We start from the raw sequence: 14,226 nt of genomic DNA on the forward strand, positions 1-14,226 counted from the left end.
CGTGGCGGGGGATGGGCGGGCGCATCAGAATTTGCTCCCCGCCGTCGGTTTGATTTCGAGGGACACGCCTTCCTGGATCACGACGACCACATCCTTGGCCGCACCCACTTCGACGATGGGACCGGCCTGGCGCGCGAGATCGAGATAGAAATCGGTGAGCTTGTCCGACGAGCGCGACAGGCCGCCGGCGATGCCTGCCTGGGCCGCATCGCCCGCATCGAGCGTGCGGACCGATCCAAGCGCCGAGGTCGAGACGTTGCCGGCCGTGTTCTCGACCGTCTGCGCGACCCCGGTGATGGTTCCCGCGATGAACGAGCGCGCGAGCGCGGCGCCAGCACGCGTGACGACCTTGCCCGAGAGGCCCTTCTTACCGTCCGCGTCGACGAAGAAACCCTTGATCGGCTGATCGACGACCGAGCGTTCGTCGAAGTCGACGCAAGAGAGCGAGACGAGCTGGACCTCGACCCGTTCCTTGGCCAGCGATCCCGTGGCGTTGCCGATGACGAAACAGCCGGAGAGGTTGGCCTTGACGTCATTGGGCAGCACGGCAGGCGCCTGGACACGTGCGATCAGCGGCTCGGGATTGTTGGTCGCGTCCCGGCTCGCCAGCGCGTCGATCCCGGTCAAGAGCCGCGCCTTCATGAAACCAGGCGGCAAATAGATCGTCCGGGTCTTTTTTTTAGCGCCCGCTGCCGCATCGCCGCCGCCGACGGGCGCCGTCGCGGCGCCGATCGCGCCAACGGTCTTCTCGACCGGCGGGGCGGGGGGCGCGGGCGGCGCTGACGGAGGCGCCGGAGGAGCAGACGCCGATGGATCGATATCGCCGGCCGCGGGCGGCTCGGGAAAGTCGGGAACCGCGCCGGGGATCGCCGGCGGCAGGTCGCCGTCGATCGCGCCCGCCGTGCCGGCCCCAGGCACGATCTTGCCTTCCTCGATCGCGGTCACGCGCTCACCGAGCAGGGTCTGGCCATCAAGGATTTTCTTCAGATCGCCGCGCAGCTTGATCTCGAGACTGTCGCCGCGAAGACCGGCGCCCATGTCGAGATGCGAGCTCGGCGGCGCCGTGGCTAGTTCCGCCTTGTCGCCGCTCGCCGAATACAGGCCGAGCCCCAGCGCGCCGATCACGCCGGCGACCCCGAGTTGCTTCAGGCGCAGTTGTTGGCGCGCGTTCAGCGTCTGCCAGCGCGCCTTGAGATCGAGCAGCGCGGGGCCGCGAGGGGCGAGGTTCGGGCGGGCACGCTCTTCCTGAAAACCATCCAGGTCGAGCTCGTCGCTACGATCGCCGGGGCTGCGGTCGTTGGGGCCGGCGGGGCTCATTGCCCAGCTCCCCGGCGCACGACGATCAGCCGCGCGGTCTCTCCCGCCGAGAGAGTGCCGCGATCGAGCGTGACCGCGAAGATATTGGCGCCGAGCGCGCTGTCGAGGAAGCTGCGTTCGTCGAGCTGCGTGTCGGCTGCCACCGACACCAGATATTCCGATGCCGAGAGGCCCGAGCCGTCGACCTCGATGCGGCGGCGTTCCTCGATGCTGGCATCGGGCAGCAACCCCAGCCGGAGCGGGCTCGAGCGCGGTGCGACACTGGTGAAGCTTGCCGGTATCCGGTCCTGCAGCATTGAAAGCGTGATCGAGACCGCGCGTTCTTCCTCGACCAGCGGCCCGAGCAGCTCCTCGTTTGCCTGTGCGCGCTGGGCACCCCCCGGCTGCAACGTCACCGTCTGCGCCGGAATGTCGGATGGCTCGGCGTAAAGCGCATAGACCGCGCCGTTGCAGGTGATGAAGAATTCGGACGGGACCGTCACGAAGGTCCGCGTCACCGCACCGGCATCGTCGATCTCGCGGACGAGAAACTTGATCCACGCGTCACGTCCGGCTTTTTCGACGGCGATCGCCTTCTCGGCGGAGAACTTGACGTCCTCGATCTCGCCGCCCGCGCAGATGACATGGTTGATGTCGCGGTTCGACAGGCGGATCGTGCTGGTCTGGTCGGGCAGCGCGGCGATGGTCTGCGCCATGACGGGCAGCGGCATCAGGGCGAGGCCGAACGCCAGCAGCCGCTCAGCGGGGCTGTGCATCAAACTTCTCCTCATTGAGGGCGGTCAGCCAGAAGCGGCCGTTGTCGATCACGTATCGAATCCGCAGATTGCCCCGGAACTTGCGGATCACGCCGCCGATCACGCGCACCTTCTCGACGGGGACGAGGATCTCGGTCCTGGTCCAGGTGACGGGCTGATCGGGGCGGATGTATGTGGCGATCGACAGCGTCGGATTGTCGGCCAACTCGTCGAGCAGGCGGTTGAGGCTGTCCCGTACGCTGTTGTAGGTCGAGGGGTGGACGATCGAGAGCAGTTCCTGGAACTGCCGGTCCGCCGAATAGGCCGAATAGGTGCCCGACAGCGACACCACGTTGCGTGTGATCGTGCGCAGATATGCCGCGGACGGCTCGCTGCCGGTCACATAGAGGTCGCCGCCGCTACCGAAGGGCACCACCACGGTGCGGGTATTCTGGTTCGAGGTGTAAATGAGCGTGCCGAGCACCGCCGTGATCCCGAACAGGCCAATCACTGCGAGCTTCAGGAGCCGGTTCTCTTCGAACAGGTTGCTCGACCCTTGCAGGTAGCGGTGCAGCCCGTAGCTCGCGGGCTTTCCGAGCAGCGGATCGCGTGGCGGCGCGTCGGGGGATTTGCGTCCGAACATCGCTTGGACTCACTCGAAGAAGCGGGTCTGCGTCGGACCCGGATAATTGCGAAAAGCCACCAGCCCCCAGCGCCAGGCCATATGCGGGATGAAGCCGCGCGGCTTGGTGCGGAGCCAGGGAACGAAAAGGAGAAGACCCGCGACGAGCCCCCAACCGAGCATCCCGCCGAGGATTACGGCGACGAAGATGACGGTGATCACCAGCACGAATTCGTCCGATCCGAACCACAGGATCTGAACCGGCTTGTGCAGATATTGGGGTAGCCGCTCGTCCACGAGCCTTCTCCTCCTTGCGTCGTGACCTCCCTGCGAAGCCGGTTGAACTTCGTGGGCTGTCTCGCCATCGCGCCTGCGCGCGCTGGCCCATTGAGGTCCGCAAGGTCCGCATGGGCGGACCACGGACCGAACCGTCAGATCACCATCCCGAAGGTCTGGAGGATCGAGTCCGCCTTGATCAGGCAGACCGCGGCCACGATTGTCGGGATGCCGATCATGATGTTGCTGAACAGCCTGCTCACGCCGAACAGGAAGGCCGCGACGCCGCCGACGAAACCGAGCGGGCCTTTGACGCCCTGGTTCACGACGATATCGTAGATGTCGTAGCCAAGGTCGCCCGCAGCCGGCGCGGAGAAGGCGTGGGCCCCTCCCGCGCCGAGCAAGGCGATCGCGGTCAAAGGGATGCCGACATTGGCGAACGAGACGGTCTGCCGACCAATGGTCCTCAACATGCATTTTGCTCCTGTGAAGATGGGCCGCTCCGGGATCTGCTTGCCGGCATCGATTGGGATCGCTGTCGGCCGGCGGCGAGGCTGGACGACCCGGTTCGGGCCCTGCCGCCGGCAAGGGGCTGGCGCAGCGATCGCCGTGCCAGGGATCGGGACATGATCAGCGCCCGGCATCGGCGAGCGCCTTGGACCCGGCGAGGAACTCCTCGATCTCGGCCTGCCGGAAGCCAGAAATGATCTTGCCTTGTGCGATCAGCGTCGGCGTGCCCGTGATCCCGATGCTGCGCACGACCCCGGCGTCGGCTTCGACCCGCGCTCTGCCTTCGGCGCATTTGCGCATGGGCGTGGGCGCGGCTCCGCCATAGATCGCCTTGAACGCGGCCTCCTTGTCGGGCGAGCAATGGACATGCTCTGCCTTGGCGGCCGCCTCGGGATGGATGCCGGAGACGAAGAAGATGAGGCGCCGCACCGGCTTGCCCTCGGCCGCCTTTGCCGCCCAGAAGCGATCGAGCGCGCGGCAATAGGGGCAATCGGGATCGGTGAATTCGATGACGGTCGGTGCGCCCTCGGGACCGATGGCCAGCGCCTTGCTGATGTCGATCGCGGCGAGCTTCCTGGCAGCAGCGGCATTCTGAGCCAGCGCGGTCAGGTTCTGCCCGTTGCGGTCGTATACCTCCGCGAATAGCAGGTGCTCGCTCTCGGGCGCGTAGTAGATAATGCGACCACCCGCGCTCGCCTGGTAGATCGGACCCTTGACCGGCGCCGGCCCGAAATCCTCGAACTGGAGATTGGTGAAGGTCTGCCGCAACTCGCTCTCGGCTTCGCGCGCCGCCGCTGTGAGCGGATCGGCTTGTTGCGCGGAGGCTGCGGTTTGGCTCGCGAGGATCAGAGGCAGGGCGAGGGCTACCGCCCCCAGTTTACCGATGCGCATGCAAAATCTCCTGATGGGGACTGGCCGGGCGGGAGAGCAGCCGCACATCGAGATGCGTGCCCGATCCCACCTGAATGTGTTCACGATCCATGGCGGACACGGCACCGCGCTCCGCCGTGCCCGGGGCCGACGATGCCGCCGCGCGGATCACGAAGCCTTCCGCCGTCGCGGCAATGGAGCGTGGCCGCTCGGGGTCGGGCGTGACGCCGGCTCGCCGGGCACGATCGCCCGCCGTCGCGCAGGCCGTCGTCGTGACGACGAGCACGCTCAGGGCAGCCGTCATCGCTCTGGCAATCGGCTTCATGCACGACTCCTTGTTGACGCACCGCGCCAAGGTTAAAATTACTTAACGATCCGAAGTATCAGGTCAGATTCGACTTGGGTTGTTCGGCTGAGTTCTGACTGATGGGAATCGAAGTCGATTGCAACAGGCCCCGGCAGAGGAGTGCCGCCAGCTTCGAAATTAGCCGGAATTGTGCGAAAATAGTTTCGTTTGGACATCAATGGGTGGGTTTATGCCGCTTTGACACGATTTGGGGAAGCTGAGGTCCTGATCAATTCACATTGGATGAATTCGGCAATGAAGTGCCGATTGCGGCGTATTCAGACCTCATTGCGGCATCATCATCCGTAATCGGCAGTTACTTTCCTCTAAAATCAACAGCATCTATTATTGCGGATGATTATCGGGACCATTTAGATCTTTCGGTCGATCCATCGCGCCAGAAGGCGTTGCCGCGGAGGACGAGACCATGGAGCCTGACGATAAATTTGCCGCCGTCGACACGTCGATTTTCAGGGAAATCAAGCTGCTGTCCGGCGAGCGCATCAGGCACGAGCGGACTCTACGTGGCATCACGCAAATAGACCTTGCCGGCAATATGGGCGGCAGCCCGCGCTGGGTGCGCGAGATCGAAGCGGGTGCGCCGGGCACGAAGCTGGAGGATCATCTGCGGGCCACGCTTTGCCTCGGTATGCCGACGGGACATATCGCCTTTTCGATCCTTTTTGCGGGCCAGCGCATGCGGTTCCCGCGCCAGCTGATTTACGGCGATCTGCCCGCGATCGAGCGCAAGTGCATCGAGATGATATCGGATTCGGTGCTCACCTCGCTCAAGCAGGATCTCTCACCTCAATGGCGGCGCGGCGATGAGAGCGACCAGATATGAAACCCGAAGGCTCGCAGAAGTGCGACGCTCGGCCTCGTGGCGAACCATCTCCTCTCGAGCGCCAGCGAGTGACATGCTCGGATGCCCTCCGCACTTTTCACCTGGCGGACACTGAATGCCATCTGTTCCCGACCAGATCTGTCAGCAGCGCAAAAAGGGGCACACCGCGCACAGCCGGAACCCCAGATGCTGCTCACGAAAATGCGCGACCCTGTCCTACGCCCTCTGGCTGGTTCGCATAGCCGACGCGAGGGATCTGTCAGGATGTGAAACCAGAGCGACCTTGCCCAGAGCAAGGGCGCATTGGCGGCGGGAACCGTGAACGGCTCTAGCCGCGAGCCGATTGCGGGAAGTTTGGTGGCAGAAGTGCAACCCCCCGAACCGAGAAAGGATGACCGCCGTGCCATGACCAAAATGACTTATCGGCGCTCGATGCGATCGACCATCTCCCGTTGATCGCGCTCGAACGGGCGCACGGTTGTCCGGACCGGCTGCTCGCCAATGCGGAGTTCGTTTAACGGCCGCTGGTCGGCATCACCGACAACCAGAAGGCGATCAGCGTCGTCAGATGCGCGGACCAGTCGTGAACCGCGTCGTTGAAGATTGGGCCAAGCTCCGCATCCTCCCGGACCCGCGCATAAAAGGCGGTGACGAGCCGGCCCAGCGCGGCGTCGTCGATTCTGGCGTCAGCCGCCACGGTCCCGGCTTCCGTCTGGATGACCGCCGGCGTTTCCGGGCGGAATGAGGCCGGGCCAGTAATGTGCGTCGCCGCCCGGACGCGCGCCGAAAATCGCCTGCCCAACGCGCACGACGGTTGCGCCTTCCTCGATGGCGATCTCATAATCCCCCGACATCCCCATCGACAGCCCGGCAAGACGCTCATCGACGGTAGCCGCCTGGTCGCGCAGCGCGCGCAGCAGCCGGAAGCACGGCCGCACGCGATCGGCGTCCGCACTGAACAGGGCTAGCGTCATCAGGCCGCGCGGCCGCAGCCGGGGAAAATCGGCAAGGCGCTCGACGAAAGGCGTCAGATCGTCCGCGGCCAGGCCGAACTTGCTCGGCTCCCCCGAGGTATTGACCTGCACGAACACATCCAGGTCGCGCCCCTCGGCCTCGAGCCGGCGGTTGAGGGCGTCGGCCAGCCTCAGGCTGTCGAGCGCATGGAACTCCGATGCGAAGCGGACGAGATATTTGACCTTGTTGGTCTGGAGATGGCCGATGATGCTCCACCGGATCGGCAGGTCGGCCAGCAGGCCGTGCTTGTCGCGGGCCTCCTGCAGCTTGTTCTCGCCTATATCCGACAGCCCGGCGTGATGGGCGAGCCGCAGGATCGGCGCCGGGACGGTCTTGGTGACGATCATAAGCCGGACACCCTCGACCGCGCGCCCACTGCGCGCGCAGGCGGCGGCGATGCGGGCGCGGACGCTTGCCAGGTTGCGGGCGAAGCTCGCGGCAGGCGATGAACCAAACCGCTCGCCGTCCACCGCCGAGAGAACTGTCTCTCCGCTCATTGTCGCCAACTGCCGATACCATCCACGACACTGTTGCTCCTTTCCCGGATTTTATATACATCGTAGTCCGAACTAAATAAAGGCTGCCGATGACAGCAAGCGCCAACATAGCGACGGGCCTGGCCAGGATCGGCATGGCGCTGCGCGCGGACGCCTGGAGCCAGGCCGGCACGAAAAATCTGAGCCCGACCCAGGCGCAGATCCTCGTCCATCTTGTCCAGCGCGGGCCGGCCCGCGTGAGCGCCGTCGCCGAGGCGCTGGCCGTGACCCAGTCCACGGCCAGCGAGGCGGTGACGACACTGGTGCGCAAGGACCATGTCGAACGGCGTTCCGATCCCGACGACGCGCGCGCCACCCTGCTGCATGCCACCGAAACCGGGCGGCGTCTCGCGCACGAACTGGCGGTCTGGCCCGATGCGCTGCTCGGCGCGATCGACGCGCTCGATCCGGTGGAGCAAGCGGCCTTCACCAGGGGGCTCGTCAAGATGATCGGCGCGCTTCAGGAGCGCCGCGCCATACCAGTGCAGCGGATGTGCGTTTCTTGCGCGCATTTCCGACCCCACGCCCATTCGGATGCGGCCCGCCCGCATCACTGCGCCTTCGTGGACGCCGCTTTCGGGGACGCCGCCGTGCGGCTCGATTGCGGCGAACACGTTGCGGCCGACGCTTCGGTCCAGCTCGAAAGCTGGACCCGTTTCAAGGAAGCGGCGGCATGAGAGCGAGCGCCCCGCCCGCGGTAACGGACGAGGCACTCTTGGTTGTCCACCCTCAGGTAAAGAAAGCGAACATGTCATCATGACCCAGAAAGCCACGTTTTACCACGCCGGATGCCCGGTGTGCCTCAGCGCCGAACAGGGCTTGGCCCACGCGCTCGATCCCGCCGCCTATGACGTCGAGATCGTTCATCTGGGCGAAGCGCCCGGCCGGATCGCCGAAGCGGAAGCGGCCGGCGTCGAGTCTGTCCCGGCGCTCGTCATGGGCGGCCAGCCGTTCCATATCAATTTCGGCGCGTCGCTCGCCGATGTGAAGGGAGCGGCCTGACGGCCCGCCCGGCGGCGCGCGTCGTCGCCGGGCGATCGCCGCCCGTCCCGACGAGGAGCGGTCCATGACCCAGACCAGGCCCGCGCCGCCGATCGCGGCAAGCCAATGGTTCAACACCGATGAGCCCGTGACGCTCGACGCGCTGCGCGGCCGCGTCGTCGTCATGGAAGCCTTCCAGATGCTCTGCCCGGGCTGTGTCGGTCATGGCCTGCCGCAAGCCGGCCGCGTGTTCGAGACGTTCAGCCGCGACGATGTCATCGTCCTGGGGCTGCACTGCGTGTTCGAGCATCAGGACGCCCAGACCCCGGTTTCGCTCGAAGCGTTTCTTCACGAATATCGCATCGGCTTTCCCGTCGGCGTCGATGAAGCGGGCGGGGATGGCCCGCTGCCGCGCACGATGCGCAATTACGCCATGCAGGGAACGCCGACGCTGATCCTGATCGACCGCAAGGGTCATCGGCGCGCGCAGCATTTCGGGCTAGTGCCCGACCTTCGCCTCGGCGCCGAGATCATGGCGCTCATTCGAGAGGTGTCGTCCTGAATTCGCGATTCTGGCGGGGCGCCGACGATGCAGGTGAACTGGGCTCCCCATGCTTTGCCCGTAACCTATATGCCTGAACTCGGGCACGACGACGCCAGCGCCTTCACGCCCGCTTCGAAAAAGCCACGCACGGCTTCGGCGCCTTCGCCTTTCCTGCCGATTTCGTCGAAGCGGGCAGTCCAGGTGACCTTGCTATGGTCCGCATCGACGGCATCGATGCGGAACTCGGCCATGTAGTTTTCGACCGGAAGTCCCGTTTCGACCATGGCGTAGCGATAGCTGCGCGACGCCTCGTCCCGCGATACCAAGCGCTCAACCTGTTCCTGGCCGTCTTTGGTGTAAGCCCGGCGCCTCGCGCCAGGTTGGTTTCCGTCAGCTTCGACGCGCTCCAGCATGGGGTGCCAGTCGGCCACCGCCTCCCAGGCTCCAAACGCGCGCCAAGCGTCGTCCGCATTGCGGTTCAATTCCGCGCTTTCCTCAATCTGCGCCATTGCATTGCTCCTGGATAGTGCGTGCTGATGCCAACGCCCGCTTTGGGAAAAGGTTGTCAGCGCGGGCGCCAGCGCCTCCATTTCCCCCGTCGGCACGTATCTGCCGCCGTGGCACTACGATGCGGATTGCTTGTTGCCCTCACCGATCTAGCGGCTCCTTTACTCATCCCCGATCGCTGGGGATAACCTCGCTAGCGTTCTGGTAACGGCCCGAGCGCACCAATGTCTCCGCGACATCCTGTTGATGATCGGTCAAAACGACGTTGCGGGTCGGCATAGCAGGGTCTTCTGCGTGCGGATGATCGCGGGGGGATGGGATTGTTCGGGCCGCGAAGGGCAGCGGTGTCTGTCGAACGAAGTCCCTACTCCCGTCTCGTGCGCGCAACAGTCGCCGGGCATGATGGCCCGGAACGAGGGAAGAAGAAGATGAAGCTGGCTGTCTATAATGTCGAGAATCTGTTCGACCGTGCCAAGGCGATGAATCTCGACAGCTGGGAAGAAGGTCGTCCGGTGCTGGAGAAGTTCGCAGCGCTCAACGGACTTCTCGGTCAGATCCATTATGCGCCCGCCGACAAGGTGCGGATGGTGGAGTTGCTGCGCGACCTTGGCCTGGAAAAGTCCGACACCGGCCCGTTCGTCATCCTGCGGCGCAACCGCGGCGGCCTGCTGCGCCGGCCCCAGGCGGGCGGCATCGTGATCGAGGCGGAGGGCCGCGCCGACTGGGTGGGTTCGCTCGAACTGCGCGACGAGCCGGTCAACGAACATGCGATGCGCAATACCGCGCGGGTCATGATGGATCTCCAGGCCGACGTGCTCGGCGTCGTCGAAGCCGAGAGCCGCCCGGTGCTGGCGGCGTTCAACAGCGAGATCCTGCCGGCGCTCGGCGGCACGCCTTTTCGTCATGTCATGCTGATCGACGGCAATGACGAGCGCGGCATCGACGTCGGGCTGATGAGCGGCGAGGACTATCCGATCGGCGCGATGCGGAGCCGCGTCGATGACCGGCTGCCCAGCGGCCAGCCCGTTTTCTCGCGCGACTGCCCGCAATTCGAGGTGACGACGCCGGGCGGCGAGACGCTGCTCGTCCTGGTCAACCATCTCAAGAGCAAGGGCTATGGCGGCACGGCGGCCTCGAACGCGAAGCGCAAGGCCCAGGCCGAGCGCATCGCCGCGATCTACCACGAGCTGACCGATCATGGCGCGGCACATGTCGCGGTGATCGGCGATTTCAACGACACGCCGACTAGCGCGCCGCTGGCGCCGCTACTCGAAGACACAGACCTTCAGGACATCTTCGCCCATCCCGCGTTCGACGACGGCGGCTATCCCGGCACCTACGGCCTGTGCAACGCGGCCAACAAGATCGACTATATGCTGCTCTCGCCTTCGCTGTTCGATCGCGTGCGGTCGGGCGGCGTGTTCCGCACCGGCATGTGGCCCGGCTCGCGGCCGAAGCGCTGGGAGGCCTATCCCGAGGTCGGCAGGAAGGCCGATGCCGGCTCGGACCATGCGGCGCTGTGGGCCGAGATCGACTTGTAACGGAGCCTGCGATGCGCGTCCTCATCCTCGACGGTCATCCCGACGAAGGCCGGCTCGCCAGCCACCTGCTCGATATCTACCAGGCCGCGCTCGGCGACGGTTTCGAGGTTGAGCGCATCGCGGTGCGCGATCTCGCGTTCGAGCCGAACTTGCGGCGCGGCTATGCGGAAGTGCAGCCGCTCGAACCGGATCTCGAGCGGGTCGCCGCCGCGATCATCGCCTGCGATCATCTCGTAGTCGGATTCCCGATGTGGTGGGGCAGCGAACCGGCTTTGCTCAAGGGGTTCATCGACCGCGTGCTGCTGCCCGGCTTCGCGTTTCGCTATCACAGGGACGATCCTTTCTGGGATCGGCTGCTGGCGGGGCGCTCGGCCGACGCGATCGTCACCACCGACACCCCGTCCTGGTATCTGTGGCTCGCCTACGGCAATCCGGTCGTGCGCCGCTGGCGCGGCCAGATCCTCGGCTTCTGTGGCTTCAAGCCGGTTCGCATCGTCAAGCTCGGTCCGGTTCGCCACGGCGGCGCCGAGAAGAACATCGCCGCCTGGCGGCGCACGATCGAGCGGCTGGCGGCATCGGCAGCTTCGCTCCGGCGCGGCAGGACGACCGGCCATGGATGACGGTCTCGACACTTTGTCGCACAAGGAGGGCTTCAGCATTGCTTGACCCCTTCACCTTCTGGACCCGAATCATGGACTCGGCTCTCGAACTGGCGCGGGCGGGGCACCGCACGGCCGAAACGATAGCGGCTTCGCAGGACGTCATCGAGGCTCGATCGGATCTGATCCGAACCGCATTGCGGTCGCCGCTCGAGGCGGACTATCACGAACTCGCGCTTATGGTCCCGGAAAAGGTCGAGGCATTCTCGAAGGCCGGCTCGGCGATCGTCGGCCAGTGGTGGGCGATCCATGCCGACGCGCTGACCCAGGCTCAGCACCTCGGGGCGATGGCGTTCAGGGGACGGCCGCCGACTGCGGCCGAGTGGAACGCGATGACAGCCCGCACGATCGCGCATGGCGTGCGGGCGTTAGAACGCAGCGTTGCGCTTGGCGCGGGCGCGGTGAAGCCGGTTCATGCCCGCGCAACCGCGAACGCTCGCCGGCTGAAACGCATGAAGAAGCGGTAAGAGCGACGACGATATCCTGCGTCAGGCTGCGATTCCGATCGGCCAGAGCGCCGGCCGCGGCGCAGCCCAATTGAACAATGGCGGTCCGCCTGCGGGTTCACGCTCCGCCACGATCGCCTCGAGCGCGGCGATGAATTCTGCAAGCCATTGGGCATCGCCGCCGGCGCGATGGCGGACGAAGGAGCAAGCATTCACCCGGACCTGCGCACGCGCAATCTCCGCGTCGTCGGCACCCAATCGGTCGATCACCTCCTCAATATGCACGATCTCGGCAGGTGAATCCGTTCGGGCAGCGTCCGCCAGGGTCGTCAGCCATACAGCGTCGAGGTAGCTGTCAGCAACGAGCCGGGATGTTCCGATTGCAGCGGTCAGTTCCGCGATCACATGTTCGGCGGGGAGGCCGTCGCGCTCGAGCCGCTCGCGGGTCAGGCCGTGAAGCGATTGCGCTTCGCCGGTCCAGTCCCAGCCCGCCCAATCGTCATGGGGTCGGATCAGCCAGGATCGCGCCGCTTCTCCGGCGCATGCGATGCCCACCTCGATAGGGAAGGAGCGGCCGTGGTACGGCAGGCAGGAGGCTTCGAAGTCGATTGAAATGAAGGTCATGGGACATGCTCGGCGAGACTGAATGGAAGGAAGCGGCAGCGCGACGCCGGTCGCGCCGCCATCGGTTCCGTGTCATTCAGATGCCTGGATAGGTCATGCCGTAGGCGCGGTAAATCTGCTCGCCATAGGCGCGGTCGAAGCGCGGTTCCTCTTCGGCATAGCGCGGCGCGGCCTCCAGCGTCTCCTTGTCGAGATCGACGATATAGCCGCCCTGTTCGGTGTCGTAGGTGAGCGATTGCCAGGGCAGCGGATAATAGTCGGCGCCAAGTCCGAACAATCCGCCGAACTGCAGTACCGCATATTCGACCTGACCCGAGACCTTGTCGACAAGGAAATTGTGGATGTGGCCGAGCTTGTCGCCTTCTTGGTTATAAACGGCGGTGCCTTCGACCTTGTCGGATGCGATCAGGCGGTCGGATTCTTCGATTTCGACATCGTCACGTTGGTCTGTCATGTGGAGTCTCCTTCTTCGAGAACCCCCCGTCTTGTGGTCATTGCCAGTGCAGCAAGACTCTGTCGTGACGGCCAAGGGAATGTCGCCGGAAGGTGCGCGAGGCGGGACGGGCCGATACCCCGCATGCTTTTCGCCGTTTCAAAATCCAACGGGCTTTAGCCGTCCACCTTGTCAGGAAGGCCTTGGGGCAAGGCCACTGGCCGAGATCCAATTGCCTTATTTGCTGAGCACATCGGTGCAACGCCCCTCTTCTGAATGCGGCAGAAAAAGACGTCTGTAGAGGACAGAAACAACCTGCCAATCTCGGTCCAGCAATCTGGGTCCAATGCTGGGAGCTTGGAGAAGCTGCCGCGTGACCGTCTGCCCACCGGATATGGTCAGATGGGCATCACTTCATGTGGGCCCTCACATTACCGGAAAACTCTTCCTCAAACCGGAGGTAGAAAAAGGGGCGGACGTCCCAGACGCGCGGCCAGGTTTCGCGCTAACTCAATGGCCGAGAATCAGCGGAAGCTTGCCGTGCGCGAGCATGCGCTTGGTGACACCTCCGAACGTCTCCATCAGGCGACCGCGTCCATAAGCGCCCATCAGGACATAGTCCGCGTGCCAGTTGGCGGCTTCATCGGCAATCAGATGATCAGCAGGAGTCAGGCCATCATCGACGATATGGACCGAGGCATGAATATTGTGCCGGGAAAGATACTGAGCAGCTTCGGTCGGCTCGGTCTGCTCAGCGCCGTCACGGGCCATGAAGATTTGCACTTCCTCGGCAAGCGCCAGGAGCGGGATGCACGCCCGCATCGTCGCCGCCGAGGAAGCCTGTCCATCCCATGCGATGAGCGCACGGCCGAGTTTGAAGCCTATGACATCGTCAGGCATTGCTACGACAGGCTTGCGTGCTTTCATGACGACGCGGCTCGCGAGTTCGGCGAAGTCAGGGTGCGGAATCTGATCGAGCTTGCGATTCAGCACGATGAGATCGGCGAGGGCCGCGGCGTCGAGAACGGCCTCGGCGGCGAACCCCGTCGCATCGCCCCAACTCCACGCAACATCCTCGGACGCAAGACGGGCCTGGAGGCTGGCCTTGTTACTGGCTTCCCGGTCGCGTTCGTCGGCGAGCAGCATTGCCGAGCCCATGCCGTCATAGTCGCCCGCGAAATTCGGCACCATCGTGACGTCGATACAGGATAGGTGCCCGTCCAGTGCTCGAGTGAGGTCGAGTGCGGCCTGCAGCCGGGCTTCCTGACCCTCATCGTCATGTGCCAGGAAAAGGATATTCTTCATGCGCGCCTCCATCTCGATGGGCCAAGGCTAGGATGTGTTTATGCCGGTCAATATGCGGGATATTACGGAGGCGAATCATTCCTCGGCGCGAATGATTGAACATCTGCAGACAGAGGT

General features: G+C 64.7%; 19 protein-coding genes and 1 pseudogene. 7 read left to right on the top strand and 13 right to left on the bottom strand.

Annotation, left to right across the window (positions count from 1 at the left end):
* Window positions 1-24: 24 nt before the first annotated feature.
* The 7 genes from SCLO_RS01105 to SCLO_RS01135 form a co-directional block, all read right to left on the bottom strand.
* The gene (locus SCLO_RS01105; RefSeq protein ID WP_066516506.1) at window positions 25-1,317 is read right to left on the bottom strand and encodes a TraB/VirB10 family protein; all 1,293 of its coding nucleotides are present in this window, start codon (window positions 1,315-1,317) and stop codon (window positions 25-27) included.
* Window positions 1,314-2,072 (bottom strand): type-F conjugative transfer system secretin TraK, encoded by a 759-nt coding sequence (locus SCLO_RS01110; RefSeq protein WP_066516508.1) that lies wholly within the window; start codon window positions 2,070-2,072, stop codon window positions 1,314-1,316. The genes SCLO_RS01105 and SCLO_RS01110 overlap by 4 nt, the downstream gene beginning before the upstream one ends.
* On the bottom strand, window positions 2,056-2,694 hold the full coding sequence (locus tag SCLO_RS01115) for a TraE/TraK family type IV conjugative transfer system protein (RefSeq protein WP_066516509.1): 639 nt from the start codon (window positions 2,692-2,694) through the stop codon (window positions 2,056-2,058). Before SCLO_RS01115 ends, SCLO_RS01110 begins: the two co-directional genes overlap by 17 nt.
* A gap of 9 nt (window positions 2,695-2,703) precedes the next feature.
* The gene (locus SCLO_RS01120; RefSeq protein WP_066516510.1) at window positions 2,704-2,970 is read right to left on the bottom strand and encodes a type IV conjugative transfer system protein TraL; all 267 of its coding nucleotides are present in this window, start codon (window positions 2,968-2,970) and stop codon (window positions 2,704-2,706) included.
* Window positions 2,971-3,104: 134 nt separating this feature from the next.
* Entirely contained in the window at window positions 3,105-3,422 is a 318-nt protein-coding gene (locus SCLO_RS01125; protein ID WP_066516587.1) for a hypothetical protein, read from the bottom strand.
* Window positions 3,423-3,579: 157 nt separating this feature from the next.
* Complete coding sequence (locus SCLO_RS01130) at window positions 3,580-4,350, bottom strand: DsbC family protein (RefSeq protein ID WP_066516512.1); 771 nt, start codon at window positions 4,348-4,350, stop codon at window positions 3,580-3,582.
* Window positions 4,337-4,654: a hypothetical protein gene (locus SCLO_RS01135; RefSeq protein WP_066516513.1), complete on the bottom strand. Its 318-nt coding sequence runs from the start codon at window positions 4,652-4,654 to the stop codon at window positions 4,337-4,339. The genes SCLO_RS01130 and SCLO_RS01135 overlap by 14 nt, the downstream gene beginning before the upstream one ends.
* Window positions 4,655-5,102: 448 nt before the next feature.
* Between SCLO_RS01135 and SCLO_RS01140 the strand changes: the two genes are divergently transcribed.
* Window positions 5,103-5,519, top strand: a complete 417-nt coding sequence (locus SCLO_RS01140; RefSeq protein ID WP_066516514.1) for a helix-turn-helix domain-containing protein — start codon at window positions 5,103-5,105, stop codon at window positions 5,517-5,519.
* A gap of 517 nt (window positions 5,520-6,036) precedes the next feature.
* Here the strand turns inward: SCLO_RS01140 and SCLO_RS01145 are convergent.
* Window positions 6,037-6,216 (bottom strand): annotated as a pseudogene (locus SCLO_RS01145) (group III truncated hemoglobin); the annotation flags it as partial.
* On the bottom strand, window positions 6,206-7,030 hold the full coding sequence (locus SCLO_RS01150) for a YggS family pyridoxal phosphate-dependent enzyme (RefSeq protein ID WP_066516516.1): 825 nt from the start codon (window positions 7,028-7,030) through the stop codon (window positions 6,206-6,208). The pseudogene SCLO_RS01145 and the gene SCLO_RS01150, both read right to left, overlap by 11 nt.
* An 89-nt stretch (window positions 7,031-7,119) precedes the next feature.
* Between SCLO_RS01150 and SCLO_RS01155 the strand changes: the two genes are divergently transcribed.
* The 3 genes from SCLO_RS01155 to SCLO_RS01165 all read left to right on the top strand — a co-directional run bounded on the left by SCLO_RS01155 (window position 7,120) and on the right by SCLO_RS01165 (window position 8,612).
* Entirely contained in the window at window positions 7,120-7,746 is a 627-nt protein-coding gene (locus SCLO_RS01155; RefSeq protein WP_066516518.1) for a MarR family winged helix-turn-helix transcriptional regulator, read from the top strand.
* A gap of 79 nt (window positions 7,747-7,825) precedes the next feature.
* Complete coding sequence (locus tag SCLO_RS01160) at window positions 7,826-8,071, top strand: thioredoxin (RefSeq protein ID WP_066516519.1); 246 nt, start codon at window positions 7,826-7,828, stop codon at window positions 8,069-8,071.
* 64 nt (window positions 8,072-8,135) lie between these two features.
* Window positions 8,136-8,612 carry a redoxin domain-containing protein gene (locus SCLO_RS01165; RefSeq protein ID WP_066516521.1) on the top strand — a complete coding sequence of 159 codons (477 nt, stop codon included), beginning with the start codon at window positions 8,136-8,138 and terminating at the stop codon, window positions 8,610-8,612.
* A gap of 65 nt (window positions 8,613-8,677) precedes the next feature.
* Here SCLO_RS01165 and SCLO_RS01170 read toward each other — a convergent pair whose 3' ends face one another.
* Complete coding sequence (locus SCLO_RS01170) at window positions 8,678-9,184, bottom strand: SRPBCC family protein (protein ID WP_083949052.1); 507 nt, start codon at window positions 9,182-9,184, stop codon at window positions 8,678-8,680.
* 345 nt (window positions 9,185-9,529) lie between these two features.
* On the opposite strand from SCLO_RS01170, the gene SCLO_RS01180 reads away from it, so the two are divergent.
* The 3 genes from SCLO_RS01180 (at window position 9,530) to SCLO_RS01190 (ending at window position 11,768) form a co-directional block, all read left to right on the top strand.
* Window positions 9,530-10,642 (top strand): endonuclease/exonuclease/phosphatase family protein, encoded by a 1,113-nt coding sequence (locus SCLO_RS01180; protein ID WP_066516523.1) that lies wholly within the window; start codon window positions 9,530-9,532, stop codon window positions 10,640-10,642.
* A gap of 11 nt (window positions 10,643-10,653) precedes the next feature.
* Window positions 10,654-11,262 (top strand): NAD(P)H-dependent oxidoreductase, encoded by a 609-nt coding sequence (locus tag SCLO_RS01185; RefSeq protein ID WP_066516525.1) that lies wholly within the window; start codon window positions 10,654-10,656, stop codon window positions 11,260-11,262.
* Between the two features lie 71 nt (window positions 11,263-11,333).
* Entirely contained in the window at window positions 11,334-11,768 is a 435-nt protein-coding gene (locus tag SCLO_RS01190; RefSeq protein WP_231923302.1) for a hypothetical protein, read from the top strand.
* A gap of 21 nt (window positions 11,769-11,789) precedes the next feature.
* On the opposite strand, the gene SCLO_RS01195 is transcribed toward SCLO_RS01190, so the two are convergent.
* From SCLO_RS01195 to SCLO_RS01205, 3 genes are all read right to left on the bottom strand, one after another.
* Window positions 11,790-12,371, bottom strand: a complete 582-nt coding sequence (locus SCLO_RS01195; protein WP_066516531.1) for a hypothetical protein — start codon at window positions 12,369-12,371, stop codon at window positions 11,790-11,792.
* Between the two features lie 76 nt (window positions 12,372-12,447).
* Window positions 12,448-12,825: a PRC-barrel domain-containing protein gene (locus SCLO_RS01200; RefSeq protein ID WP_066516533.1), complete on the bottom strand. Its 378-nt coding sequence runs from the start codon at window positions 12,823-12,825 to the stop codon at window positions 12,448-12,450.
* Window positions 12,826-13,314: 489 nt separating this feature from the next.
* Window positions 13,315-14,109: a universal stress protein gene (locus SCLO_RS01205; RefSeq protein ID WP_066516588.1), complete on the bottom strand. Its 795-nt coding sequence runs from the start codon at window positions 14,107-14,109 to the stop codon at window positions 13,315-13,317.
* Window positions 14,110-14,226 lie beyond the last annotated feature (117 nt).

This window comes from Sphingobium cloacae (genome assembly GCF_002355855.1).
GTDB classification, from domain to species: domain Bacteria; phylum Pseudomonadota; class Alphaproteobacteria; order Sphingomonadales; family Sphingomonadaceae; genus Sphingobium; species Sphingobium cloacae.

Bases quoted from the DNA above. Each gene is read 5' to 3' on its own strand.
- SCLO_RS01105 (WP_066516506.1), bottom strand. From the start codon at position 1,317: ATGAGCCCCGCCGGCCCCAACGACCGCAGCCCCGGCGATCGTAGCGAC.
- SCLO_RS01110 (WP_066516508.1), bottom strand. From the start codon at position 2,072: ATGCACAGCCCCGCTGAGCGGCTGCTGGCGTTCGGCCTCGCCCTGATG.
- SCLO_RS01115 (WP_066516509.1), bottom strand. From the start codon at position 2,694: ATGTTCGGACGCAAATCCCCCGACGCGCCGCCACGCGATCCGCTGCTC.
- SCLO_RS01125 (WP_066516587.1), bottom strand. From the start codon at position 3,422: ATGTTGAGGACCATTGGTCGGCAGACCGTCTCGTTCGCCAATGTCGGC.
- SCLO_RS01130 (WP_066516512.1), bottom strand. From the start codon at position 4,350: ATGCGCATCGGTAAACTGGGGGCGGTAGCCCTCGCCCTGCCTCTGATC.
- SCLO_RS01135 (WP_066516513.1), bottom strand. From the start codon at position 4,654: ATGAAGCCGATTGCCAGAGCGATGACGGCTGCCCTGAGCGTGCTCGTC.
- SCLO_RS01140 (WP_066516514.1), top strand. From the start codon at position 5,103: ATGGAGCCTGACGATAAATTTGCCGCCGTCGACACGTCGATTTTCAGG.
- SCLO_RS01150 (WP_066516516.1), bottom strand. From the start codon at position 7,030: ATGAGCGGAGAGACAGTTCTCTCGGCGGTGGACGGCGAGCGGTTTGGT.
- SCLO_RS01155 (WP_066516518.1), top strand. From the start codon at position 7,120: ATGACAGCAAGCGCCAACATAGCGACGGGCCTGGCCAGGATCGGCATG.
- SCLO_RS01160 (WP_066516519.1), top strand. From the start codon at position 7,826: ATGACCCAGAAAGCCACGTTTTACCACGCCGGATGCCCGGTGTGCCTC.
- SCLO_RS01165 (WP_066516521.1), top strand. From the start codon at position 8,136: ATGACCCAGACCAGGCCCGCGCCGCCGATCGCGGCAAGCCAATGGTTC.
- SCLO_RS01170 (WP_083949052.1), bottom strand. From the start codon at position 9,184: ATGGAGGCGCTGGCGCCCGCGCTGACAACCTTTTCCCAAAGCGGGCGT.
- SCLO_RS01180 (WP_066516523.1), top strand. From the start codon at position 9,530: ATGAAGCTGGCTGTCTATAATGTCGAGAATCTGTTCGACCGTGCCAAG.
- SCLO_RS01185 (WP_066516525.1), top strand. From the start codon at position 10,654: ATGCGCGTCCTCATCCTCGACGGTCATCCCGACGAAGGCCGGCTCGCC.
- SCLO_RS01190 (WP_231923302.1), top strand. From the start codon at position 11,334: ATGGACTCGGCTCTCGAACTGGCGCGGGCGGGGCACCGCACGGCCGAA.
- SCLO_RS01195 (WP_066516531.1), bottom strand. From the start codon at position 12,371: ATGACCTTCATTTCAATCGACTTCGAAGCCTCCTGCCTGCCGTACCAC.
- SCLO_RS01200 (WP_066516533.1), bottom strand. From the start codon at position 12,825: ATGACAGACCAACGTGACGATGTCGAAATCGAAGAATCCGACCGCCTG.
- SCLO_RS01205 (WP_066516588.1), bottom strand. From the start codon at position 14,109: ATGAAGAATATCCTTTTCCTGGCACATGACGATGAGGGTCAGGAAGCC.